Raw genomic sequence first — 23740 nt, 5'->3', positions numbered from 1 at the left:
ATCCTCTTTTCAGACTGCGGCTTTGTATACGCAGCCTCATGCCACTATGTAGGTGACAGTTCGTGGCAAGTCCACCGCCCGGCCTCTGGTAAAGGATAACGCAAATGTATCTGTTCTTGGCATTTTTATTGGTCCCGATCATTGAGATTGCCCTGTTCATTCAGGTTGGCGGTCTGATTGGCCTGTGGCCAACCCTTGCAATTGTGGTTCTGACGGCCGTTCTGGGCGCTGCATTGGTCAGGACACAAGGTCGCATGGCGCTGGCCAATCTGCAGCGATCCTTTGCCGAACTGGACGATCCGACCGAGCCATTGGCCCATGGTGCTATGATCCTGTTGTCGGGTGTACTGCTGTTGACGCCCGGGTTCTTCACAGATGCGGTCGGCTTTGCGCTGCTTATTCCGGGCATTCGGGTGGCGGTGTTCCGCTATCTCAAGTCAAGAGTGACTATCACACAGTTCCAGATGGGCACCGGGGCGCAGTTCCGGTCCGGACCAGCACCGTTTGACGATGACGTGATCGACGGCGAATTTACCGAGGTCCGGCCCCGTCAGGACCCCTCGAAGCCATCGAAATGGGTCGAAGGCCCGTGACCTGCATTGAGGTGCCGCGCCCAACTTGTTAAGCAGAAGCGAATTTCATTTTCGGAGTAGATCCATGGCTGACGAAAGCCCTGCAGAAAACACCGCGGCGCAGGCTGCACCGCAAATTCAGATGCGCGTTCTGGGACAATTCATTCGCGACCTGTCTTTTGAAAACGTGATGGCGCAAAAAGGCGTGTCAGGTGACGTTCAGCCCGAGATCGCAGTTCAGGTGAATCTGGATGCGAAAAAGCGTTCGACCGAGCATCAATACGAAGTGGCAATCAAGCTGAACCTCAAGTCGAAAGCCAAGGGCATGGAGGACGTTCTGTTCCTGTGCGAGATCGACTATTGCGGCCTGTTCCACATCGAAGGCGTAGCCGACGACCAGCTGCACCCGTTCCTGATGATCGAATGTCCGCGGATGCTGTTCCCGTTCCTGCGCCGCATCGTCAGCGACATCACCCGCGACGGTGGCTATCCACCGGTGAACCTGGACAATATCGATTTTGTCGGACTGTACCGCAACGAATTGATGCGTCGTCAGGCCGAAGCACAGAAAGCCGAAGCTTAATCTGTACGACCCGCGCCGGGATTGGTATCAGGCGCGGGTCCACAGGGCGTTTTCGCCCAGTTTTTCCACAAATTCCTCATGCGCCGCGCGTTCTGCGTCGGTGATCTTTGACGCCAGTGGTGTCGGGCGCGCCGTTGGTCGCCAGTCATCTTGACCACCTGCGCCCGATGACGCGGATGTCGATAGTCCGAAATCCGGCTGCCGTCCGCCGATCAGTTCCAGATAAACCTCAGCCAGAATCTCCGAGTCGAGCAACGCCCCGTGCAGCACCCGGTTGGTATTGTCGATATTGAACCGCCGGCACAACGCATCCAGAGAGGCGGGCGAACCGGGAAACCGTTTGCGCGCAATCGCCAGCGTATCCAGCGCCTGATCCACCGGAATCTGCGGCAGGCCCAACCATCTGAGTTCCGCGTTCAGGAATTTCATGTCGAAGGACGCGTTGTGGATGACCAGCTTGGAATCCTGGATGAAATCCAGAAAGCCTTGACCCACCTTGGCGAAGACAGGCTTGTCTTTCAGCGTCACCTCACCCTTTTCAGGCGGGCGCGGGGTTTCCAGCAGGTCGGGGCCGATGCCATGCACGCCAAACGCCTCTTCGGGCATCGAGCGTTCGGGGTTGATATAGACGTGATAGGTCTCACCGGTGGCCACGTGGTTCCACAGCTCGACCGCACCGATTTCAACGATCCGGTCGCCGCTTTCGGGGTCAAACCCCGTGGTTTCGGTATCGAGTACAATCTCACGCATCTGCCATCCCCGCCCGTATCTGCCTGACAACATCCTGCACCTGCGCGCGGGCGTGGTCCAGCGTATCCGTCACGATCACATAATCCGACCGCGCGCATTTTTCGTCATTCGGCATCTGCTTGGCGCGGATCTGCTCGAACTGAGCCTCGGTCATGGTACCGCGTTCCATCACGCGGCGCTTTTGTTCATCAGCCGGAACGGAAACACAGGCGACGGCATCCATCGCCGCATCGCCACCGGTCTCAAAAAGCAAAGGAATGTCGAACACCAAAATATCCGCCTTGGTCTGCTCGCGGAATGCGGCCCGGTCGGTGGCCACCAGCGGGTGCACGATGGCTTCGATCTGTTTCAACGCAGTTGGGTCCTGCGCGATGATCTGTTTCAGCACATCGCGGCTGACGGTACCCTCAACAATCGCATCCGGAAAGGCTGCCTGCATGGGCTCAACGGCGGCTCCTTCCCTTGAATAGAGTCTATGTACGGCCTCATCCGCATCCCACAGCGCGCAGCCTTCATCGACGAAGATCTGCGCCGTGGTGCTTTTGCCCATCCCGATTGAGCCCGTCAGGCCAAGCGCGAAACTCATCCCAAAACCGCCGCACGAAGATCATCGGTCACCTCGGGGCGGACACCAAACCAGCTTTCGAATCCAGGCACTGCCTGATGCAGCAACATGCCCAAGCCGTCGACGGTGGTACAGCCGGCCTGTTCCGCCGCTTGCAACAAGTGCGTCTTCAACGGGGCATAGACCAGATCGGTGACCACCGCACCGGGCTGCAATCCATCCAGCGGAACCCGCAATTCCGGCTGCCCCAACATCCCCAATGAAGTTGTGTTGACCACCAGTTCCGCGTTTTCGATGACATTTCCCGCCTGTAGCCAATCAACAACGGAAATGCGGTCACCGAATTCCTCCTGCAACTGGTCTGCACGTTCGCGGGTGCGGTTGGTCAGCATGATCTGGGACACGCCCGCGTCCAGCAAGCTCTGCAATACCGCCCGCGCCGCGCCGCCTGCGCCAAACACCACCGCCGGGCCGCCCGAGGGTGTCCAATCCGGTGCACCGCTGCGCAGGTTCTCAAGGAATCCATAGCCGTCGGTGTTGTCCGCGTGGATCGAACCGTCCTCCTGAAACACCAGCGTATTCGCGGCACCTATGACCGATGCGCGTCCAGACACATGATCGGCAATGCGCAGCGCGGCTTCTTTATGGGGAACGGTCACATTGGTGCCGACAAACCCGGCCTTAGGCAGAGTGCGCAGGACGGTCTCAAAATCATCCGGGGCCACGTCCATCGGAACGTAATGCCCCGCCAGACCATATTTCTTCAGCCAGTGGCCATGCAGTTGGGGCGATTTGGAATGCGCGATCGGGTGCCCAATCACCCCGGCCAATGGAATTCGGTTATGCGTCATTGATCGATCACCCCTTTGACGGCCAGAAAATTGAGCAGTTCCAACAGGGGCATACCCAAGACATTAAAATAGTCGCCGTCAATGGTGGCGAACAGGCGGACACCTTCCTCTTCCAGCTTATAGGCGCCAACCGCATGGCGGATGCTGTCCCAGTTGCGGTCGATATAGTCGCGCAGGTAAGCGTCCGAGCTCATCCGCATCCGCAGGCGCACTTGTCCAACGTGGCGCCAGATCGGCTCACCATCCTGATAGATCACCGCAGCCGAAAACAGCATATGACGTTTGCCCCGCATCGCCTTGAGTTGCGCCAGAGCGTCCTCGGGCGTTTCGGGTTTGGACAGCAACTGCCCTTCAAAGTCCAGCACCTGATCGCAACCCAGAACCATCGCCCCGGGGGTTTTGTCACTGACCTTGCGGGCCTTCATCTCGGCCAGAGCGTCGGCGATGTCGCGGGGCGGGGCGCCTTCGGCCAGCAGCGCGCGTTTCATGGTATCCTCGTCCAAGCGGGCAACCTGAACGGAAAACGGCACGCCTGCGTTTTCCAGCAGCTGCGCGCGAATGGATGAGCCTGAGGCCAAAATGATGGGGACAGACATGTGGACAACCCCGTGTGCAAGTAGTTGAGCGTTCTGGGACGGTTTGTATGGTTTTCCGATTGACACGCAACCCCGGGAATTTCGCGCAAAACTTCCCTGAGTCGCTCGAACGCTGTCCATCCGGGACAAGGATAAGTCAGACAGGGGGGATAAGCGGGAGCTCCACAGATACTCCACGATTTATCCCCAGACAGATTGCAGGACGTTGTTCTTAAATATTTGAAATTATGTTATTATTTTCGAAACTCACAGAATCATACCCCTGAACCAAAAAACTTTCCACCTGGGGAAAACACATGTGTAAAAAAGTAATCCACGGATTTTGTTCACCCTACAAAACCATCTTCCTTTTTCTTTTCTTATTTTTTTATTAGGGAGAGTTCCGAGCAACGCCCGGAGCCAGAATGACCGATCTTCTTTTCACGATTTACCCGTGGGTGAAGTCTTTACACATCATGGCCGTGATCTCGTGGATGGCCGGATTGTTCTATCTGCCCAGACTGTTCGTCTATCACGTAGAAAAGGCACAAGCCGTCGACGGGGCGGAACCCATTTTCTTTGAAATGGAAGACAAGCTGCTGCGCGTGATCATGCGCCCGGCAATGTACGTGGCGTGGGTTTGCGGGCTGATCATGGTGTTCACGCCCGGCATCGTTGGGTGGGATTGGTCCTGGCCCTGGGTGAAGGGCGCAGCGGTGCTTGGGATGACCTGGTTCCATCATTGGCTGATGGCACGGCGCAAGGACTTCGCTGAGGGCCGAAATAAGCTCACTGGACGGCAGTATCGCATGATGAACGAGGTTCCGACCATTCTGATGGTTGCCATAGTCCTGGCGGTCATTCTGAAGTTCTGACGGCCTGTTTGACTCCGACGACTGCCGCGCTTATGTAGGGATCAACACGCCCGTCCGGGCGGCGTATTTTCCGTACTGAAATTCCACTTCGTGCCGCGCAGTAAGCGGTGAAGGTATGTATCATGTCCACTGAATCCCTGAATCTGGCCGACCTGAAAGCCAAAAGCCCCAAAGACCTTCTGGCGATGGCCGAAGAACTAGAGATCGAAAACGCCTCGACCATGCGCAAAGGCGAGATGATGTTCCAGATTCTGCGCGAACGCGCGGATGAAGGCTGGACTGTCGGCGGCGATGGCGTGCTTGAGGTGCTGCAGGACGGCTTCGGCTTCTTGCGCTCGCCCGAGGCAAACTATCTGCCGGGTCCGGATGACATCTATGTCTCGCCCGACATGATCCGTCAGCACTCGCTGCGGACGGGTGACACGGTGGAAGGCGAGATCAAGGCACCTGATGATAATGAACGCTATTTTGCGCTGACCAATGTCACCAAGATCAACTTTGAAAATCCTGAAAAGGCAAAGCACAAGATCCTGTTCGACAATCTGACGCCTCTGTATCCGGACGAGCGTCTGAAGATGGAGATTGAAGATCCCACCATCAAGGACAAGTCGGCCCGTGTGATTGATCTGGTTGCGCCGATCGGTAAAGGCCAGCGTTCGCTGATCGTGGCGCCGCCGCGGACCGGTAAAACCGTGATCCTGCAGAACATCGCGCATTCGATCGAACAGAACCACCCCGAATGCTATCTGATCGTGTTGCTGATCGACGAACGCCCGGAAGAGGTGACGGACATGCAGCGCTCGGTGAAGGGTGAGGTTGTGTCCTCGACCTTCGACGAACCGGCAACGCGCCACGTGGCCGTGTCGGAAATGGTCATCGAAAAAGCCAAGCGATTGGTCGAACATAAACGAGATGTTGTTATTCTTCTTGATTCTATCACAAGGCTTGGTAGGGCCTTTAACACTGTAGTGCCGTCCTCGGGTAAAGTTCTGACCGGTGGTGTGGACGCAAATGCGTTGCAACGACCCAAGCGTTTCTTTGGTGCGGCGCGGAATATCGAAGAGGGTGGTTCGCTGACCATCATCGCCACCGCGCTAATCGATACCGGCAGCCGGATGGACGAAGTGATCTTTGAAGAATTCAAAGGTACCGGTAACTCGGAAATCGTTCTGGATCGCAAGATCGCCGACAAGCGCGTGTTCCCAGCCATCGACATCCTCAAGTCCGGTACGCGGAAAGAGGATCTGCTGGTCGACAAGGGCGATCTGGCCAAGACCTTTGTCCTACGCCGCATCCTCAACCCGATGGGCACCACCGATGCGATCGAATTCCTGTTGTCGAAGTTGAAGCAGACCAAGACAAACGGTGAGTTCTTCGATTCGATGAACACCTGACACAGGTCTTAACTGACGCGAGGCCTTCGAATGGATACGATATTCGCCTTGGCCAGCGCACAGGGCAAAGCAGGGGTGGCGGTGATCCGCCTCTCTGGCCCTTTAGCGCATTCTGCTGCGGCTGGCCTGACCTGCGACCCGCTGCCGCCCCGTGGTATGCGGGTTCGATCCTTGTATGCGGATGACGGTTCGCGACTGGATGACGGGTTGATCCTGACCTTCCAGGGGCCGGCCAGCTTCACCGGAGAAGACGTGGCCGAGCTGCAAATTCACGGCAGCACCGCTTCAGTCAACGCAGTGATGCGCTGCCTGTCTGATACAGACGGGCTGCGCCTTGCAGAACCCGGTGAGTTCACGCGCCGCGCGTTGGAAAACGGAAAAATGGACCTGACCCAGGTCGAAGGTCTGGCCGACCTGATCGACGCGGAAACCGAAGCGCAGCGGAAACAGGCGCAGACCATTTTGGCCGGGGAACTGGGTGGATTGGCCGAACGCTGGCGCCGTCATCTGATCCGAGCGGCGTCGCTGTTGGAAGCCGTCATCGATTTTGCCGACGAAGAAGTGCCAACGGACGTCACACCGGAAGTGCAGACACTGGTGACCGGTGTCATGCAGGACCTGCAGCGTGAGGCGGATGGCGTCAAGATTGCCGAACGCATCCGGACCGGGTTTGAAGTGGCAATTGTCGGCCTGCCAAATGCGGGCAAGTCGACCTTGCTGAATGCCTTGGCGGGGCGTGAGGCCGCGATCACCTCGGAATATGCAGGCACGACCCGCGATGTGATCGAGGTTCGGATGGATCTGGCCGGGTTGCCGGTGACGCTGCTGGATACGGCCGGTTTGCGCGAGACCGAGGATCACGTCGAAAATCTTGGGATTGAGCTGGCCCGTAAACGCGCGGACTCGGCTGATTTGCGGGTATTTTTAACCGAAGATCCATCAGAGCTTGGCGTTCAGATGCTGGACGGTGATATTCAGATGCTGCCGAAATCTGATCTCCGTGAGGATGGCAATGGCGGGATTTCCGGGAAAACGGGGCAGGGGATTGATCAGCTGATCTCCCATATATCGTGTGTTTTGGGTAAGCGATCTACCAGTCATGGTATTGCAACTCGCGAACGGCATCGTGTCGCGTTGATTGATGCCCGGACGGCATTGGGTGCAGCGATGGCGGTTCTGGAATCAGGGCCAGACCTGTATGATATCGCTGCTGAAGAACTACGCACGGCGATCCGTGCCTTGGAAACACTGGTTGGCAGGATTGGGGTCGAAGACCTTCTGGACGAGATATTCTCCAGTTTCTGTCTGGGTAAGTAGGGAGTGTTTCACGTGAAACATTCAAAGTTCGATGTGATTGTTGTTGGCGCGGGTCATGCCGGAACCGAAGCCGCGCATGCTGCCGCACGGATGGGGGTAGAGACGGCTCTGGTCACTCTGTCCGCCTCTGATATCGGTGTGATGTCCTGTAACCCCGCCATCGGAGGTTTGGGAAAAGGGCATCTGGTGCGCGAGATTGATGCGCTGGACGGCGTCATGGGACGGGTTGCAGATCAGGCGGGCATTCAGTTCCGTTTGCTGAATCGCCGAAAAGGACCGGCGGTGCAGGGCCCCAGAACCCAAGCTGACCGCGCGTTGTATCGGGCCGCGATGCAAAAGGAGACGCAGGCGCAGAATCATTTGACTGTCGTGGTTGGAGAGGTCGTCGACTTTTTGATGGACGGTCCTAAGGTGGTCGGAATCAAGTTGGCAGACGATACAGAAATCCACGCCGGTGCCGTTATCCTGACTTCGGGAACCTTCTTACGAGGTATTATCCATATCGGTGATGTTTCCAGGCCAGGAGGGCGGATGGGGGATAGGCCCTCGGTCAAACTGGCGGAACGCTTGGATAGTCTTGATCTGCCGATGGGGCGCCTGAAAACAGGGACACCGCCAAGGCTGGACGGTCGGACAATCGACTGGTCCGATCTTGAACGTCAGGACGGAGACGACGATCCTTCGTTGTTTTCCTTTCTCTCAACATCCGTTGTGGCACCCCAGGTTTCGTGCGGAATCACGCATACAAACGCACGCACCCATGAGATCATCGAAAAGAACCTGTCCCGATCTGCCATGTACGGGGGGCATATCGATGGGGTGGGGCCGAGATACTGTCCTTCGATCGAAGACAAGATAGTTCGATTTGCGGAAAAGGATTCTCACCAGATTTTCCTGGAGCCGGAAGGGGTTGAAGACCACACGATCTATCCGAACGGTATTTCGACCTCTTTGCCTCAGGACGTACAACAGGATTATGTACGTTCAATAAAGGGTCTGGAGAAGGCCGAAATCTTACAACCGGGCTACGCGATTGAATATGACTACGTTGATCCCCGCGTTCTGACGTCGTCACTGTCTTTACCTGATGCACCGGGTCTATATCTTGCGGGCCAGATCAACGGCACCACAGGATATGAGGAAGCAGCTGCCCAAGGCTTGGTGGCCGGATTGAATGCTGCCTTGGCCGTTTTGGGTCGCGATCCCATTCATTTCACTCGGGCCGACAGCTATATCGGCGTGATGATCGACGATCTGACCACACGCGGTGTGGCCGAACCGTACCGTATGTTCACCTCTCGTGCGGAATTCCGTCTGTCCTTGCGGGCTGACAATGCGGATCAACGACTGACACCGATAGGCATCGGCCTTGGGTGTGTCGGAAAGGAGCGACAGAGTCGTTTCGGCGAAAAGATGGACAAACTCACCGCCGTCAAGTCCAAGCTGACCGATCGAACATATACGCAGAAAGAGGTGCGAGCCGTCGGAATCAACGTCAATCAGGACGGAAATCGTCGGGATGGTATGGCGTTGTTGGCGTTTCCCGACGTTTCATTTGATGATTTGGTTCCTCTTGTCCCGGAGTTGGAGGCGGTCGAAACGGGCATCCGCCTCCAGGTCGAGCGGGATGCGCTATATGCCAACTACATAGCGCGTCAGAAAAAGGATGTCGAAGCGATGAAACGCGATGAATCCTATGAAATACCACGGGATTTTGACTACTCCGCGTTGGAAGGCCTGTCATCCGAGATGAAACAGAAGCTGTCACTGGCCAGACCCTTGAATATTGCTCAGGCCGGGCGCGTCGAAGGAGTAACACCAGCCGCGCTTACACTGTTGTTGGCCAAATTGAGGCGTGAACAAAAGGTACGCAAGGCATGAGCCAAGAGATCTTTGATGGTTTGAGTGTTTCACGTGAAACATTCGAGCGGCTCGAGACCTATGTAGATCTGGTGCAACGCTGGAATCCAAAGATCAATCTGGTATCCCGCAATAGTTTAAAGGACATCTGGGCGCGGCATATTCTGGACTCCGTACAGGTATACCGCTGTGCAGGCACGTACAAAACCTGGGCGGACTTGGGCAGCGGTGGTGGATTCCCTGGTATGGTCTGCGCGATCATGGCCATAGAGGAAGCACCAGATGCCAAATTCACTTTCGTGGAAAGCGACCAGCGCAAATCGGCCTTCCTGCGCAGTGTGGCACGGGAATGCGGCGCCAATTGTGCTGTCATTTCAAAGCGAATCGAAACTGTGGTGCCGTTGCAGGCAGAGGTGTTGTCTGCGCGGGCGCTTGCCGATCTGAAGGCATTATTGTCATTTTGTGACAGACATTTAGGAAAAACCGGTATTGCTTTGTTGCCGAAAGGTGCAAGCTGGAAAAAAGAGCTGGAAGCTGCACGCGAGCAATGGAATTTCGAGTGCGAGCCGATTACAAGTTTAACTGAACCCCAAGCTGTTATCCTAAGGATCAAAGGAGTATCGCGTGGTTGATCTGTCTCGTCCCTCAGGGCCCCGGATAATTGCGGTTGCCAATCAAAAGGGTGGGGTGGGAAAAACGACGACAGCGATCAATCTGGCCGCTGGTCTGGCAGAAGCAGGATGCAGGGTTCTGGTTGTTGACCTCGATCCACAGGGCAATGCCTCGACCGGCCTTGGCGTCGAAGACCGGGACTGGACGACCTATGATTTGATCCTTGACGACGCGCCGCTTGAGGCGGTGGTGCAAGAGACCGAAATCGAAGGCCTGTTCGTGATCCCCGCAACCGTTGATCTGAGTTCGGCCGATATTGAACTGATTTCCAACGAAAAGCGCAGCTATCTACTGCATGACGCGCTGCGCCAGACGCCAATTGACAAGTTTGAGCTGGATTTTGTGCTCATTGACTGCCCACCATCTCTGAATCTGCTGACCGTAAACGCCATGGTTGCGGCCCATTCCGTTCTGGTTCCGTTGCAAAGCGAGTTCTTTGCGTTGGAGGGCTTATCGCAATTGATGCTGACGATACGAGAGGTCCGTCAAACCGCGAATCCGGACCTCAGAATCGAAGGTGTTGTGTTAACAATGTATGACAACCGCAACAACTTGTCCCGTCAGGTTGAAAAAGACGCGCGTGACAATCTGGGTGAGATGGTATTTAAAACCAAGATACCCAGAAATGTGCGGGTCAGCGAGGCGCCGTCGTACGCTTTGCCGGTTCTGCAATATGACTCGGGGTCGTTGGGGGCGATGGCATATCGGCATCTGGCGCGCGAAGTCATTCATAAGAATAAGAAAGCCGCCGCCTGAGCGGCAGTGAGGAGGGCTCAGTGGCCGTCAAGAAATCAAAACCCAGAGGTTTGGGCCGCGGATTGTCGGCTCTGATGGCAGATGTAACGCAAGAAACTGAAGGATTGGTCCCGTCTGAACCCCGCCGACCAGACATGAAAGTCCCGATTGAAAAGCTTCGCGCCAATCCGAACCAGCCGCGGCGAACGTTTTCGCCGGATCAGCTGGATGAGCTTGCGGCTTCGGTCAAAGAAAAAGGTATCATTCAGCCGTTGATCGTGCGGGAAATCAACGGCAGCGAATATGAAATCGTGGCAGGTGAGCGCCGCTGGCGCGCCGCCCAAATGGCGCAGCTGCACGATATTCCGGTCATTGTCCGTGATTTTGACGATACCGAAGTGCTGGAAGTCGCGATTATCGAGAACATTCAGCGTGCAGACCTGAATGCCGTCGAAGAGGCGGCAGGCTACAAACAGCTGATGGACCGGTTTGGGCATACGCAGGAAAAACTGGCAGAAGCGCTGGGTAAAAGCCGTAGTCACATCGCGAACCTACTGCGATTACTGTCTCTACCTCTGGACGTGCAGACGCTTGTGATCGAAGGAAAACTGTCTGCAGGTCATGCGCGGGCACTGATTACGGCGGAAAGCCCGTCCGAACTGGCGAAAATCGTTGTGAGGGACGGGCTATCGGTGCGTGCGACCGAGGCGCTGGTGAAGAAACAAAACGGTGATCCGGCTAAGGCTGCTCCGCGCTCCAGAAACCTGGATGCGGGCAAGGATGCCGATACGAGGGCGCTTGAGAAGGATCTTTCCGCGATTCTGGCGATGAAGGTTTCGATCAATCACAAGGCCGGAACCGAAACCGGACAGGTTGTTCTGACTTATGAAAACTTGGATCAGCTGGACGATCTTTGCGCCAAGCTCAGCCGTTAGGACGGGTCCAGATAAAGATCATCACCGCGCTCAGCACCACGGCCTGAATGATCAGGACGTGTGAGGGCAGGGCCAACAGAAGTGACAGCCCGAACACGGCGGCGATCGAAACGGTGGCCGCCTTTTTTGCTCTTGGACGAATGGCGCCAGAGCTTTGCCAATCCACGATCAGCGGTCCGAATGAGGGGTGCGTGATCAGCCAATTATGCAGGCGCGAGGATGAGCGGGCAAAAAAGAACGCAGCCAAAAGCAGAAACGGCACCGTTGGCAACAGGGGCAGAACAACGCCCACCATCGCAAGCCCGACGCAGATCAATCCCAGAATGGCCCAGATATATTGCATCATCTATCCCAACAATTCCCGGATCACCGCATTCAGTACCGCGCGCCCGTCTTTGGTGGCGATCAGTCGTCCGCCTGTCTGCTCAATCATGCCAAGTTCGACCAGATCAGCCAGCCTGTTCTGCGGCAAAGGCTGCTTGGACAAGGCGTTAAACCTATCAATATTTAGCCCTTCGGCAACCCGTAAACCCATCATAAGGTATTCGTTTGCCTGATCTTGCGATGAAAGCGCGGCACGCTCTTTTTCTCCGGATCCGTTTTCAACAGCCTTCAGCCAGGCATTCGGAGACAGGTAGGTTTCCGTCGCCAGTTTCCGACCGTTCAGCGTGATACGACCATGCGCCCCGGGTCCGATGCCGACATAATCGCCATAGCGCCAATAGATCAGGTTGTGCTGCGACTCCGCGCCGGGCCGGGCGTGGTTTGAAACTTCATAGGCGGGCAGGCCGTGCGCCCCACAAATCTCTTGCGTGGCCAGATACATGTCGGCGGCGCTGTCGTCCTCGGGCAGGCCCCGCAGTTTTCCGATGGCGTAGCGATCACCGAATGCGGTGCCGTCCTCGATGGTCAGTTGGTACAGAGACAGGTGATCGACGGCCATCGACAGCGCCTCAGTCAGTTCTGCGCGCCAAGTATCCAATTTCTGATGTTGGCGGGCGTAGATCAGGTCGAAACTGACCCGGTCAAAACAATTGCGGGCGATGTCAAAGGCGGCGCGGGCCTCGGCCACGGAGTGAATGCGGCCGAGACGGCGCAGGTCTTCATCATTCAGGGCTTGCACGCCCATTGAGATACGGTTCACGCCAGCGTCGCGATAAGCGGCAAAGCGGCCGGCCTCAACCGAGCCTGGATTGGCTTCGAGCGTGATTTCCATGTCGTTGGCAGGCCGCCACAGGGCGCGGGCCTCGTCAATCACCGCAGCGACGGTGTCGGGCTCCATCAGGGACGGGGTGCCACCGCCAAAGAAGATCGTATTTAACACCCGGTCGGGTGTTTCGGCAGCCGAACGACGAAGTTCACTTAGATAAGAGTTAAGCCATTGTTTTTGATAAATATTTCGTGAAACATGGCTGTTGAAGTCGCAATAGGGGCATTTGGCCTCGCAGAAAGGCCAATGCACATACAGGCCAAAGCCCCCGTTGCGCCAATCATCCGCCAAAGCAGCCTTTCACGAACATCTCCACCGCGCGGCCGCGATGGCTAATCTTGTTCTTTTCCCAGCGATCCATTTCGGCAAAGGTAATGTCGTATCCGTCGGGGACAAACATCGGGTCATACCCAAACCCACCTTCGCCCCGGATCGGCCAGACCAGATGGCCGGGGGCGATGCCTTCGAACACCTCGTCATGCCCGTCGGGCCAGGCCAAAACCAGCGTGCTGCGGAACTGTGCGGTGCGGGGGTGCGGAGCGCTTTTCGCCTCAAGCTCATTATGGGCACGGGTCATCGCCATCAGGAAATCGCGGCCATTTCCGGTTTCGGCCCAATCTGCCGTGTAGACGCCGGGCGCGCCGTCCAGCGCATCGATGGTGATGCCGGAATCGTCCGACAGGGCAGGTAGGCCGGTCGCCTTGGCCGCCGCATGTGCCTTGATTCGGGCGTTGCCGACGAAAGTGTCCTCGGTCTCTTCCGGTTCGGGAAGGTTCATCTCTGCGGCACCAACAACCGCCACGCCAAAGGGTTCGAGGAGATGCGCCATTTCCTCAAGCTTGCCCTTGTTATGCGTGGCCACCAGCAGCCTGTCGCTGTCGAACTTGCGTGTCATGCGGTGGCGGCCTTTTGCGCGGTGGCAAGTTCACCAACACCTTTTTCGGCCAGATCCATCAGCTGATCCATCTGGGCGCGGCTGAAGACCGAACCTTCGGCGCTCATCTGCACTTCGATCAGTTTGCCGGACCCGGTCATGATGAAGTTGCCGTCCACGCCTGCTTCGCTGTCTTCGGGATAGTCGAGGTCCAGAACCGGCTGACCGGCGTAGATACCGCAAGACACGGCAGCGACCGGGTCTACCAAGGGGTCCGAGATCACGTCACCCGCCTTCATCAGCTTGTTCACTGCCAGACGCAGGGCGACCCAACCACCGGTGATCGAGGCGCAGCGCGTGCCGCCATCGGCCTGGATAACGTCACAATCGACGGTGATCTGACGCTCACCAAGCGCAACCCGATCCACACCGGCACGCAGGGCGCGGCCGATCAGGCGCTGGATTTCCACGGTTCGGCCGCCTTGTTTGCCACTGGCGGCCTCACGGCGCATCCGGGTGTTGGTGGCGCGTGGCAGCATGCCGTATTCGGCGGTGACCCAGCCCAGGCCCGAACCCTTGATAAAGGGCGGCACGCGATCTTCGATCGTGGCGGTGCACAGCACGTGGGTATCGCCCATTTTGATCAGGCAGGACCCTTCGGCATGTTTGGTGAAACCTGTCTCAATGGAAACAGCGCGCATTTCGTCTAGATTACGTCCTGAGGGTCGCATGGAAATTCCTTTGTTTGCTGGCTTGGGGATAACGCCCCGCGGCGTTACGATGCAACCCCGATTGACCTTTCTTGTGCCTGGGATTTAATGACAATCCAGCAGAGGGTTGCCGATGAGCGAAGCAAGCAAAATTCTGAACGAGATGAATGACCGGTCGCGCGAAGTGTTTCGGTTGATCGTTGAGAGTTATCTGGACAGCGGCGAGCCTGTTGGTAGCCGCACCCTGACCCGAACCCTGTCGGAGAAAGTTAGCGCCGCGACGGTGCGCAATGTGATGCAGGACTTGGAATTTCTGGGCCTGCTCGACAGCCCTCATGTCAGCGCGGGGCGGATACCGACGCAGCAGGGGCTGCGGATGTTTGTCGACGGGCTGCTTGAGGTCGGTGATCTGGGCGCGGATGATCGGCAAAAGCTGGATGAGACTTTAGGCTCTAATGCAGGCGATGTGGGTGGAATGCTGGACCGGGTGGGGTCGGCATTGTCACACGTGACACATGGGGCGTCTCTGGTTTTGACGCCCAAGCATGAATCCGAGATCAAACATATCGAGTTTGTCTCGTTAGCGCATGACCGCGCGTTGGTGGTTCTGGTGTTCGCCGATGGTCATGTCGAAAACCGACTGTTCACACCGCCCCCCGGGCAGACGCCCAGCTCGATGCGTGAGGCGGCAAATTTCCTGAATGCGCTGATCGAAGGGCGCACGCTGGGCGAAGTGCGCCGTCAGATGCAGACCCAGATCGACGCGCGCAAGCAAGAGATCGACGTGCTGGCGCGTGCTATGGTTGAAAGCGGCATGGCGGCCTGGGACGGGGACGGCGGCGACTCGGCCCGTCTGATCGTGCGTGGGCGGGCGAATCTGCTGAATGAACCCGGTCAGGAAGAGGAACTGGACCGAATCCGGACGCTGTTTGATGATCTTGAACGCAAGCGCGACATCGCCGAATTTCTTGAATTGACCGAAGAAGGTGAGGGTGTGCGCATTTTTATCGGCTCTGAGAACAAACTTTTCTCACTTTCGGGTTCCTCTTTGGTGGTGTCTCCATATATGAACTCTGATCGAAAGATAATTGGTGCGGTTGGGGTCATCGGACCCACGCGTCTGAATTATGGACGGATCGTGCCGATCGTGGATTATACGGCGCAACTGGTCGGCAAGCTGATATCCGACCGGAGCTAGAGGGTAAGAGATGGCAGAGCCCAAGAACGAAGAATTTCTGGACGATATCATGGCCGCTGAAGCGGAAGAACTGGCCGAGGAATTTGCTGAAATCAGCGACGAAGCGCTGGAACTGGATGAGTTGCGCGCCGAGCGCGACGATTACAAAGACAAGTTCATGCGCGCGCTGGCAGATGCGGAAAACGCGCGCAAACGCGGTGACAAAGCGCGTCGTGATGCGGAAAACTACGGTGGGTCGAAACTGGCCCGTGACATGCTGCCTGTTTACGACAACATGAAGCGCGCGCTCGAGGCCGCGACTGATGAGCAGAAAGAGGTTGCCGCCGGCCTGCTGGAAGGGGTCGAACTGACCATGCGCGCGCTGAAAGACGTGTTCCAGAAGCACGGGATTCAGGTAATCACGCCTGAGGTTGGTGATCGTTTTGATCCGAACATTCACGAGGCGATGTTCGAAGCGCCTGTCCCGGGCACCCGTGCCGGTGACATCATTCAGGTCTCGGCCGAAGGCTTCATGCTGCACGACCGCCTGCTGCGCCCGGCGCAGGTTGGCGTGTCTTCGACGCCTGCAAGCTAAGTAGCTTTACAACTGAAAAGTGTTGAGGCGGTCAGGTTCTGGCCGCCTCTTTCAGTTTGTAGATCAGGTCCAATGCCTCGCGCGGGGTCAACTCGTCCGGCAGGATGTCATCCAGCATATCCGTGACAGGTGAGGCCTTGGGCGCCGGAGGTGGTGATGGAGGGGCAGCCGAGAACAGCGGCAGGTCGTCGATCAGGGCCTTCTGCTTGCCGCCTTCGCGTTCGGTTTTCTCCAGTTGATCCAAAACCACGCGGGCACGTTCAACGACCGAAGCGGGCAGGCCAGCCAGCTGCGCGACCTGAACACCATAGGACCGGTCGGCGGCACCTTTGTGGACCTCGTGCAGGAAGATCACCTCGCCTTCCCACTCCTTGACGGCAACTGTGGCGTTGTCGACACCTTCCAGATTACCGGCCAGCGCGGTCAATTCGTGGTAGTGGGTGGCGAACAACGCGCGGCATTTGTTGGCGGCGTGAAGGTGTTCCAGCGTGGCCCAGGCGATTGAGAGGCCGTCATAGGTGGCCGTACCCCGCCCGATTTCGTCCAGAATGACCAGCGCGCGGTCGTCGGCCTGATTCAGGATGGCGGCGGTTTCGACCATTTCGACCATAAAGGTTGAGCGGCCCCGGGCCAGATCGTCAGAGGCGCCGACGCGGCTGAACAACTGGCTGACCACGCCGACATGGGCCTGTTCCGCGGGAACGTAGCTGCCCATTTGAGCCAGCAGCGCGATCAGCGCGTTCTGCCGCAGAAAGGTCGATTTACCAGCCATGTTGGGACCGGTGAGCAGCCAGATCGCGGCGCCTTGATCTGCGCTCAGATCGCAGTCATTGGCGATGAAGGCATCGCCATTTTGTTGACGCAGCGCATGCTCCACGACCGGATGACGGCCTCCCTGAACATCAAAAGTGCGTGACGTATCGACTTGCGGTCGGCACCAGTTTTCTCCGCGTGCTAGATCAGCCAGCGCCGTGGTCAAATCCAGCTCGGCCAGCCCTCGGGCGGCTTGGTTCAGGCGAGCGGCGAGGGTTAAAATATCGTCAGAAAGCCTTTGATAGAGCCGCTTTTCGATCTCAAGCGCCAGATTTCCCGCGTTCAAGATGCGGGTTTCGATCTCGGACAGTTCGACGGTCGTGAACCGCACCTGATTGGCTGTGGTCTGACGGTGGATATAGGTTTCAGAGAACGGCGGGTTCAGCATCTTCTCGGCATGGGTGGCCGTGGTTTCGATGAAGTAGCCCAGCACGTTGTTGTGCTTGATCTTCAACGAGGTGATGCCGGTATGTTCCGCGTATTTCTGCTGAAATCCTGCGATGAACGAGCGGCCTTCGTCGCGCAGGGTGCGCGCTTCGTCCAGTTCAGCGTCGAAGCCGGGGGCGATAAAACCGCCATCGCGCGCAAGAAGGGGTGGTTCGGCGACAAGCGCTTCGTCCAGAAGGTTCAGCAGGTCGTCAAACCCGACAAGGTTTTGCAAAGCGGTCGCCAGCAGAACCGGCAGGTCCTGACCTTCACAAATTCCGGCAATGGCGGCGGCCTGGGTCAGCCCGTTGCGGATGGCGGCCAGATCACGAGGACCGCCGCGGTCCAGCGACAGGCGAGACAAGGCGCGGTCCAGATCGGGAGTTTTGCGCAGCGCTTCACGTAGGTCCGAAGCGGTCAGGCTGTCCTCGGCGGCAAAACTCACCGCGTCCAGCCGCGCATGGATCACGTCCAGATTGCGGGACGGGCTGGATAGCCGTTGTTCCAACAACCGCGCACCGCCCGGTGTCACGGTCCGGTCGACCACCGACAGCAACGAACCGGCGCGGCCGCCGGACAGGGACCTTGTCAGTTCCAGATTGCGTCGCGTGGCGGCGTCGATTTGCACCACGCGATCCTCGGATTCCTTCAAAGGCGTTTGCAGCAGGGGCAGTTTGCCCTTCTGCGTGATCTCAAGATAGTCGATCAACGCGCCCATCGCTGAAACCTCGGCGCGACCAAACGACCCAAACGCGTCCAGCGCGCCCACGTGAAACAAACCGCAGATACGTTTTTCCGCTGCTGTGCTGTCGAAACTGGCGCGTCCAATAGGTGTCAGCGAAATCCCCAGATCGCGCACTGGTTCACCCAGCTTTTCCTGCACCCCATCGGCCACGATCAACTCGGACGGGGCCAGCCGCGCCAGTTCGGGGCTGAGGCGGACCGAGGTCAAAGGCATCACGTGAAACGCACCGGTTGAGATATCGGCCCAAGCCAGCGCGGCCTCATCCCGAACCTCGGCATAAGCGGCCAGAAAGTTGTGTCGGCGGGCCTCCAACAGCGCGTCTTCGGTCAGCGTGCCGGGCGTCACCAGACGCACCACATCGCGCCGAACCACCGATTTAGAGCCTCTTTTTTTCGCCTCTGCCGGGCTTTCCATCTGTTCGCAAACGGCGACGCGGAACCCTTTACGGATCAGCGTCAGCAGATACCCCTCGGCCGAATGCACCGGCACGCCGCACATCGGGATATCTTCGCCATTGTGCTTGCCGCGCTTGGTCAGGGCGATGTCCAGCGCCTCGGCTGCGTTGACCGCGTCTTCGAAGAACATCTCGTAGAAATCGCCCATGCGGTAAAACAGCAGGGCGTCCGCGTGGGCCTCTTTGATCTCGAGATATTGCGCCATCATCGGCGTGACTGTGGACAAGAGCGGCCCCCTTCTGGCGTATTCCGGGCGCGACCTTACAAACCCGGCCTCTGCTGTGAAAGGTGAAAACGTATTGTCGTTGAGGCGCGCCCCAGCCTGCGCTATGACGCATCAGCCCCGAAGTCATGGAAACGACCGTTAAGATGCCCAAAACGAAGATCACCAAAGAAGAAGCGCTGGCCTTTCATCTGGACCCCACCCCCGGCAAGTGGGAGGTGCAGGCCACAGTTCCCATGACCACGCAGCGCGATCTGTCGCTGGCCTACAGCCCCGGCGTCGCTGTTCCATGTGAAGCCATCGCCGAAGCGCCCGAGACCGCCTATGACTATACCAACAAAGGCAATCTGGTCGCCGTAATCTCGAACGGGACGGCAGTTCTGGGTCTTGGCAACCTTGGTGCGCTGGGTTCGAAACCGGTGATGGAGGGGAAATCCGTCCTGTTCAAACGGTTCGCCGATGTGAACTCGATCGATATCGAGCTGGACACCGAAGACCCGGACGAATTCTGCCGCGCGGTGCGGTTGATGGGCCCGACCTTTGGCGGCATCAATCTGGAAGACATCAAGGCGCCCGAGTGTTTCATCATCGAACAGCGCCTGAAGGAAGAGATGGATATCCCCGTCTTCCACGACGACCAGCACGGCACGGCGGTGATCTGTGCGGCGGGTCTGCTGAACGCGCTGCATATTTCGGGCAAAAAGATCGAGGACGTGAAGATCGTCCTGAACGGAGCGGGCGCGGCAGGGATCGCCTGTATCGAGCTGCTCAAGTCGATGGGCGCGCGGCACGAGAACTGCATCGTCTGTGACACCAAGGGTGTGATCTATCAGGGCCGGACCGAGGGGATGAACCAGTGGAAATCGGCGCACGCGATCACCACCGACCTGCGGACGCTGGAAGATGCCATGAAAGGCGCGGATGTGTTCCTTGGCGTGTCGGTCAAAGGCGCGGTGACGCAGGATATGGTTGCCAGCATGGCCGACAACCCGGTGATTTTTGCGATGGCAAACCCCGATCCCGAGATCACTCCGGAAGAGGCGCATGAAGTCCGCGTCGATGCCATTGTCGCTACCGGACGCAGCGACTATCCGAACCAGGTGAATAACGTTCTGGGCTTCCCCTACCTGTTCCGTGGCGCGCTGGATATTCATGCCCGCGCTATCAATGACGAGATGAAGATCGCCTGTGCCCACGCGCTGGCGCGACTGGCGCGCGAGGATGTGCCTGATGAGGTCGCCATGGCCTATGGCAAATCGCTGACTTTTGGCCGTGACTACATCATCCCGACGCCTTTCGACCCACGCCTGATCCACCGTATCCCTCCGGCGGTTGCTAAGGCCGGGATGGATACCGGGGCCGCGCGCCGTCCGATCATCGATATGGAGGCTTATGAACTGAGTCTCAAATCCCGAATGGATCCGACAGCAAGCATCCTGCGCGGTCTGAACGCCCGTGCGCGTCAGGCGCAAAGCCGGATGATCTTTGCCGAGGGCGACGATCCCCGCGTTCTACGCGCAGCGGTGACCTATCAGCGGTCCGGCTTTGGCAAGGCGCTTGTTGTGGGCCGTCAGGACGATGTGAAACAAAAGCTGGAAGAGGCCGGTTTGGGCGACGCTGTGCGCGAGCTGGAGGTGGTGAATGCCGCCAATACCACACACCTCGATACCTATAACGATTTCCTCTACAAACGCCTGCAGCGTAAGGGGTTTGACCGTAAGGACATTCACCGGCTTGCTGCCCGCGATCGGCATGTGTTCTCGTCTCTGATGTTGGCGCATGGGCATGGCGACGGTCTGGTCACCGGGGCTACTCGTAAATCGGCGCATGTGCTGGATCGGATCAACCACGTGTTTGACGCCGATGCGGCACATGGCGCGGCGGGTGTGACCGCACTGCTGCACAAGGGGCGGATCGTTCTTATCGGCGATACTCTGGTGCATGAATGGCCGGACGAAAACGATCTGGCCAATATCGCCGAGCGTTCCGCCGCCGTGGCCCGCCACATGGGGCTTGAGCCGCGCGTGGCCTTCGTCAGTTTCTCGACCTTCGGCTATCCGGTCTCGGAACGAGCTGAAAAGATGCACCGTGCGCCCGCTGTTCTGGACCAGCGTGGCGTTGATTTCGAATACGAAGGTGAGATGACCGTGGACGTGGCGTTGAATGTGGATCAGCAAGCAGCCTATCCGTTCCAGCGTCTCACCGGCCCAGCCAACATTCTGATCGTTCCTGCACGGCACTCAGCGTCGATTTCGACCAAGCTGATGCAGGAAATGGGCGGTGCCACCGTGATCGGCCCGATCCTATCGGGTGTCGACAAGCCGATCCAGATCTGTTCGACTGTTTCGACGGCGAATGACATTCTGAACATGGCCATTCTGGCCTCCTGCGATATCTCGGGCAAACCATGACGATCTGGAACCTCGGCTCGATCAATGCGGACATGATCTATGACGTGCCGCATCTGCCCGGGCCGGGAGAAACCCTTTCGGCCAATCGACTGGATCGGTTTCTGGGCGGCAAAGGCGCGAACATGTCGGTGGCGTCTGCACGGGCAGGGGCGCAGGTGGCACATATCGGGGCCGTCGGACCTGGCGGGCGCTGGGCGCGGGATCGCCTGACGGAATACGGCGTGGACACGCGCCATATCGCTGAGGTCGATGTGCCCACCGGCCACGCCATCATCGCCGTGGATGCGCAGGGTGAAAACAATATCATCCTGTTTCCGGGTTCGAACCACGCAATCAGGCCGGATCAGCTGGGGCAGGCGCTGTCCTCTGCTTCGCAAGGCGATCTGCTGGTTATGCAGAATGAAACCACTTTGCAGGTCGAGGCCGCAAAGATGGCCCGCGCGCTAGGCCTGACAGTCTGCTACGCCGCAGCACCATTTCAGGCCCAGGCGGTTCAGGCCGTGTTGCCTTATCTGGATTTCCTGATCCTGAATGAGGTCGAAGCCGAGCAATTACGCGATGCAACCGGCCAACCGGTGACCGATCTGGAGATCGAACATGTGATCGTCACGCTGGGGTCAAAAGGCGCGCGGTATTACCATCGCGGTGAGGCTTCGGATTTTCCGGCCCACAAGGTACATGCTGTGGATACGACGGGTGCTGGCGATACGTTCACCGGCTATGTTCTGGCAGGGATGGATCGCGGGATGCCGATGGCGCAGGCGGTTGCTCAGGCAAATCGTGCCGCGGCCCTGATGGTCACGCGGCACGGAACGGCGGATGTGATCCCCGACCTCAAAGAGGTGCACGAGGCGCGGTTCGATTAAGATCCGGCGAACGGAGCAGCGCTGCCCCAAAGTTGCTTGACGCGGGCGTCGCGTCCGCAGGCTTTGCGATAGGCTTTGTAGGCGCTGTGCTGACGCTTGGGACCAAAGCGGGTTAGGACCAGCTTAGTGCCCTTGTAGTAATCCTGATGATAGGCTTCTGCCGGATAGAACGCGCCCTGTTGCAGGATCGGGGTCACAACCGTTTGCCCCAAAGCGCGTTGGGCATCCGCTTTGGCTTGCTGTGCAAGTGCTTTTTCCCCAGCGTTAGAGACGAAAATCGCCGTTCGATAGCTGTCTCCCCGATCACAGAATTGACCACCTGAATCGGTGGGATCGACCGAGCGGAAGAACATGTTCAGCAGTGTTTCACGGGAAACGCGGGCCGGGTCAAAGGTGATTTGGACGGCTTCGTAATGGCCAGTGCCGCCTTTGGTGACCTGATCATATGTTGGGTTGGCGGTATTGCCTCCGGTAAAGCCGGACACTGCACCGATCACTCCCGGAACGGATTCGAAATCAGATTCGACGCACCAGAAACATCCACCAGCAACTGTCAATGTCTCGGTTCCGGCGGCGGGTGCAGGCGCGGCGCGCAGCAATGCTGCCAGAGTGATCAACGCAAGCAGAAGTGTCGGTTTAACAAAGTCGAGATAAGCGGTGCGGGTCATGGCAGGTCTCCTTTCGGGATCAGGCTGCCCTGACTTATGAACCTGCGCAATCCGCTGACATGGTTTGTCACGCGGTGGTGAGACGAGTTTATCGTCTTAGCCCAGAAGCTGCCCCAGCTTCACCGCAACGCCCATATTGCCCGAAATCTTGAGTTTACCCAGAGCCACCCCGGTCATCGGGTTAAGCTTGCCGGTCAGCAGTTTGGTCAGGTTGTCCTGTGAGATTCTGATGGTACAGTCGGTGTCACGATCCTGCGTGGTGGCCTGATTGTCGGCCAGAACAATTACACCTGCTTCGCCGCAATCGAATTTCAATGAGCCCTCAAAGCTCTTGCCATTCAAACCTTGTTGAATCCCATCGGCTATGTCCTGAAGCATCCCCGCCCCCTTCACAGTTTACGTATGCGTAAAGGCTTGGGGCGTTCCTGCGCAAGGGTGACCCAACTGGACCCTTCGGTTAAAGCATCCGCAGGATTTGCAATGTCCGCTCACAGGGTTGCCCTGCATAAAAAGCATCAAGCACAGCCTGAAACTCTGGCGGGGCCCCGGGAACGGACGAAAACAGCGTCATCGAGGATCGCAGTTTCTTGGCGTCGATCCCGCCCAGAATGTCACTGGCATCGCGCCCTTTGTGCCGCAACATCAGACCTGCAACTTTGGTCAGGCGCTGACGGAGGTCCGGGTGATCCAGATAGGCCTTGGCCTCATCCAGATCCTCGATGCCATATAGCTGTGCCATGTGAGAGCGGCCAAGTTCGGCCAACTGCGGAAAAACGAACCACATCCAGTGGCTGGTTTTCTGCCCCTGTTCCAGTTCGCGCAGGACATCGGACCACACCGTGTCCTGCGCTTCGATGAACATATCGAGCTCGTTGTCGATGTT

Annotated in this window: 25 protein-coding genes; 13 read left to right on the top strand and 12 right to left on the bottom strand. The window is 57.9% G+C overall.

The window, feature by feature from the left end; all coding sequences use genetic code 11:
- The first annotated feature begins 104 nt into the window (after nucleotides 1-104).
- Both GOW98_RS17405 and secB read left to right on the top strand, forming a co-directional pair.
- Nucleotides 105-593, top strand: a complete 489-nt coding sequence (locus tag GOW98_RS17405; RefSeq protein WP_170334320.1) for an FxsA family protein — start codon at nucleotides 105-107, stop codon at nucleotides 591-593.
- A 64-nt stretch (nucleotides 594-657) separates the two neighbouring features.
- The gene (secB, locus tag GOW98_RS17400) at nucleotides 658-1155 is read left to right on the top strand and encodes a protein-export chaperone SecB (protein ID WP_170334318.1); all 498 of its coding nucleotides are present in this window, start codon (nucleotides 658-660) and stop codon (nucleotides 1153-1155) included.
- Between the two features lie 27 nt (nucleotides 1156-1182).
- Here secB and dnaQ read toward each other — a convergent pair whose 3' ends face one another.
- The 4 genes from dnaQ to GOW98_RS17380 are packed head-to-tail and all read right to left on the bottom strand — an operon-like array spanning nucleotide 1183 to nucleotide 3917.
- Nucleotides 1183-1905: a DNA polymerase III subunit epsilon gene (gene dnaQ, locus GOW98_RS17395; protein WP_170334316.1), complete on the bottom strand. Its 723-nt coding sequence runs from the start codon at nucleotides 1903-1905 to the stop codon at nucleotides 1183-1185.
- Entirely contained in the window at nucleotides 1898-2491 is a 594-nt protein-coding gene (gene coaE / locus GOW98_RS17390) for a dephospho-CoA kinase (RefSeq protein ID WP_170334314.1), read from the bottom strand. The genes dnaQ and coaE overlap by 8 nt, the downstream gene beginning before the upstream one ends.
- Entirely contained in the window at nucleotides 2488-3321 is an 834-nt protein-coding gene (locus GOW98_RS17385) for a shikimate dehydrogenase (RefSeq protein ID WP_170334312.1), read from the bottom strand. Before GOW98_RS17385 ends, coaE begins: the two co-directional genes overlap by 4 nt.
- Nucleotides 3318-3917: a Maf family protein gene (locus GOW98_RS17380; RefSeq protein ID WP_170334310.1), complete on the bottom strand. Its 600-nt coding sequence runs from the start codon at nucleotides 3915-3917 to the stop codon at nucleotides 3318-3320. Before GOW98_RS17380 ends, GOW98_RS17385 begins: the two co-directional genes overlap by 4 nt.
- A gap of 404 nt (nucleotides 3918-4321) precedes the next feature.
- Here GOW98_RS17380 and GOW98_RS17375 point away from each other — a divergent pair, with 404 nt between their 5' ends.
- The 7 genes from GOW98_RS17375 to GOW98_RS17345 all read left to right on the top strand — a co-directional run bounded on the left by GOW98_RS17375 (nucleotide 4322) and on the right by GOW98_RS17345 (nucleotide 11684).
- Entirely contained in the window at nucleotides 4322-4771 is a 450-nt protein-coding gene (locus tag GOW98_RS17375) for a CopD family protein (protein ID WP_170334308.1), read from the top strand.
- Between the two features lie 122 nt (nucleotides 4772-4893).
- Nucleotides 4894-6165 (top strand): transcription termination factor Rho, encoded by a 1272-nt coding sequence (gene rho / locus GOW98_RS17370; protein WP_170334306.1) that lies wholly within the window; start codon nucleotides 4894-4896, stop codon nucleotides 6163-6165.
- Between the two features lie 30 nt (nucleotides 6166-6195).
- Complete coding sequence (gene mnmE / locus GOW98_RS17365) at nucleotides 6196-7482, top strand: tRNA uridine-5-carboxymethylaminomethyl(34) synthesis GTPase MnmE (RefSeq protein ID WP_170334303.1); 1287 nt, start codon at nucleotides 6196-6198, stop codon at nucleotides 7480-7482.
- A gap of 12 nt (nucleotides 7483-7494) precedes the next feature.
- Nucleotides 7495-9363, top strand: coding sequence for a tRNA uridine-5-carboxymethylaminomethyl(34) synthesis enzyme MnmG (gene mnmG / locus GOW98_RS17360; RefSeq protein WP_170334301.1), 1869 nt, complete (start codon nucleotides 7495-7497; stop codon nucleotides 9361-9363).
- Nucleotides 9360-9974: a 16S rRNA (guanine(527)-N(7))-methyltransferase RsmG gene (gene rsmG / locus GOW98_RS17355; protein WP_170334299.1), complete on the top strand. Its 615-nt coding sequence runs from the start codon at nucleotides 9360-9362 to the stop codon at nucleotides 9972-9974. Before mnmG ends, rsmG begins: the two co-directional genes overlap by 4 nt.
- The gene (locus tag GOW98_RS17350; protein ID WP_170334297.1) at nucleotides 9967-10770 is read left to right on the top strand and encodes a ParA family protein; all 804 of its coding nucleotides are present in this window, start codon (nucleotides 9967-9969) and stop codon (nucleotides 10768-10770) included. The genes rsmG and GOW98_RS17350 overlap by 8 nt, the downstream gene beginning before the upstream one ends.
- A 20-nt stretch (nucleotides 10771-10790) precedes the next feature.
- Nucleotides 10791-11684 carry a ParB/RepB/Spo0J family partition protein gene (locus GOW98_RS17345; RefSeq protein WP_170334295.1) on the top strand — a complete coding sequence of 298 codons (894 nt, stop codon included), beginning with the start codon at nucleotides 10791-10793 and terminating at the stop codon, nucleotides 11682-11684.
- Here the strand turns inward: GOW98_RS17345 and GOW98_RS17340 are convergent.
- Genes GOW98_RS17340 through rph form a run of 4 tightly spaced genes read right to left on the bottom strand, consistent with a single transcriptional unit; the run spans nucleotide 11674 to nucleotide 14499 of the window.
- The gene (locus tag GOW98_RS17340; protein WP_170334293.1) at nucleotides 11674-12027 is read right to left on the bottom strand and encodes a YbaN family protein; all 354 of its coding nucleotides are present in this window, start codon (nucleotides 12025-12027) and stop codon (nucleotides 11674-11676) included. The genes GOW98_RS17345 and GOW98_RS17340 overlap by 11 nt on opposite strands.
- Before the next feature lie 3 nt (nucleotides 12028-12030).
- Nucleotides 12031-13185 carry a radical SAM family heme chaperone HemW gene (hemW, locus tag GOW98_RS17335; protein ID WP_170334291.1) on the bottom strand — a complete coding sequence of 385 codons (1155 nt, stop codon included), beginning with the start codon at nucleotides 13183-13185 and terminating at the stop codon, nucleotides 12031-12033.
- Entirely contained in the window at nucleotides 13175-13789 is a 615-nt protein-coding gene (rdgB, locus tag GOW98_RS17330) for an RdgB/HAM1 family non-canonical purine NTP pyrophosphatase (RefSeq protein WP_170334289.1), read from the bottom strand. The genes hemW and rdgB overlap by 11 nt, the downstream gene beginning before the upstream one ends.
- Entirely contained in the window at nucleotides 13786-14499 is a 714-nt protein-coding gene (gene rph / locus GOW98_RS17325; protein WP_170334286.1) for a ribonuclease PH, read from the bottom strand. Before rph ends, rdgB begins: the two co-directional genes overlap by 4 nt.
- Before the next feature lie 112 nt (nucleotides 14500-14611).
- On the opposite strand from rph, the gene hrcA reads away from it, so the two are divergent.
- Both hrcA and GOW98_RS17315 read left to right on the top strand, forming a co-directional pair.
- Nucleotides 14612-15676, top strand: coding sequence for a heat-inducible transcriptional repressor HrcA (gene hrcA, locus GOW98_RS17320; RefSeq protein ID WP_170334285.1), 1065 nt, complete (start codon nucleotides 14612-14614; stop codon nucleotides 15674-15676).
- Between the two features lie 10 nt (nucleotides 15677-15686).
- On the top strand, nucleotides 15687-16250 hold the full coding sequence (locus GOW98_RS17315) for a nucleotide exchange factor GrpE (RefSeq protein ID WP_170334283.1): 564 nt from the start codon (nucleotides 15687-15689) through the stop codon (nucleotides 16248-16250).
- A gap of 31 nt (nucleotides 16251-16281) precedes the next feature.
- Here the strand turns inward: GOW98_RS17315 and mutS are convergent, their stop codons facing one another.
- Entirely contained in the window at nucleotides 16282-18897 is a 2616-nt protein-coding gene (gene mutS, locus GOW98_RS17310; protein ID WP_170334504.1) for a DNA mismatch repair protein MutS, read from the bottom strand.
- Nucleotides 18898-19058: 161 nt separating this feature from the next.
- On the opposite strand from mutS, the gene GOW98_RS17305 reads away from it, so the two are divergent.
- Both GOW98_RS17305 and GOW98_RS17300 read left to right on the top strand, forming a co-directional pair.
- Complete coding sequence (locus GOW98_RS17305) at nucleotides 19059-21323, top strand: NADP-dependent malic enzyme (protein ID WP_170334281.1); 2265 nt, start codon at nucleotides 19059-19061, stop codon at nucleotides 21321-21323.
- Nucleotides 21320-22189, top strand: a complete 870-nt coding sequence (locus GOW98_RS17300; RefSeq protein WP_170334278.1) for a ribokinase — start codon at nucleotides 21320-21322, stop codon at nucleotides 22187-22189. The genes GOW98_RS17305 and GOW98_RS17300 overlap by 4 nt, the downstream gene beginning before the upstream one ends.
- Here the strand turns inward: GOW98_RS17300 and msrA are convergent.
- The 3 genes from msrA to GOW98_RS17285 all read right to left on the bottom strand — a co-directional run bounded on the left by msrA (nucleotide 22186) and on the right by GOW98_RS17285 (nucleotide 23719).
- A complete protein-coding gene (gene msrA / locus GOW98_RS17295; protein ID WP_170334276.1) occupies nucleotides 22186-22857 on the bottom strand; it encodes a peptide-methionine (S)-S-oxide reductase MsrA in 672 nt (223 codons plus the stop codon). The genes GOW98_RS17300 and msrA overlap by 4 nt on opposite strands.
- Before the next feature lie 96 nt (nucleotides 22858-22953).
- Nucleotides 22954-23235 carry an SCP2 sterol-binding domain-containing protein gene (locus tag GOW98_RS17290; RefSeq protein WP_170334274.1) on the bottom strand — a complete coding sequence of 94 codons (282 nt, stop codon included), beginning with the start codon at nucleotides 23233-23235 and terminating at the stop codon, nucleotides 22954-22956.
- A 79-nt stretch (nucleotides 23236-23314) separates the two neighbouring features.
- Nucleotides 23315-23719, bottom strand: coding sequence for a DUF1810 domain-containing protein (locus GOW98_RS17285; RefSeq protein WP_170334502.1), 405 nt, complete (start codon nucleotides 23717-23719; stop codon nucleotides 23315-23317).
- Nucleotides 23720-23740: the final 21 nt, after the last annotated feature.

Source organism: Ruegeria arenilitoris (assembly GCF_013032445.1).
In the GTDB taxonomy this organism is placed as follows: Bacteria; Pseudomonadota; Alphaproteobacteria; order Rhodobacterales; family Rhodobacteraceae; genus Ruegeria; species Ruegeria arenilitoris_F.
Note: the sequence above shows the minus strand (reverse complement) of the source record. Positions and strands in the feature narration are given on the sequence as shown.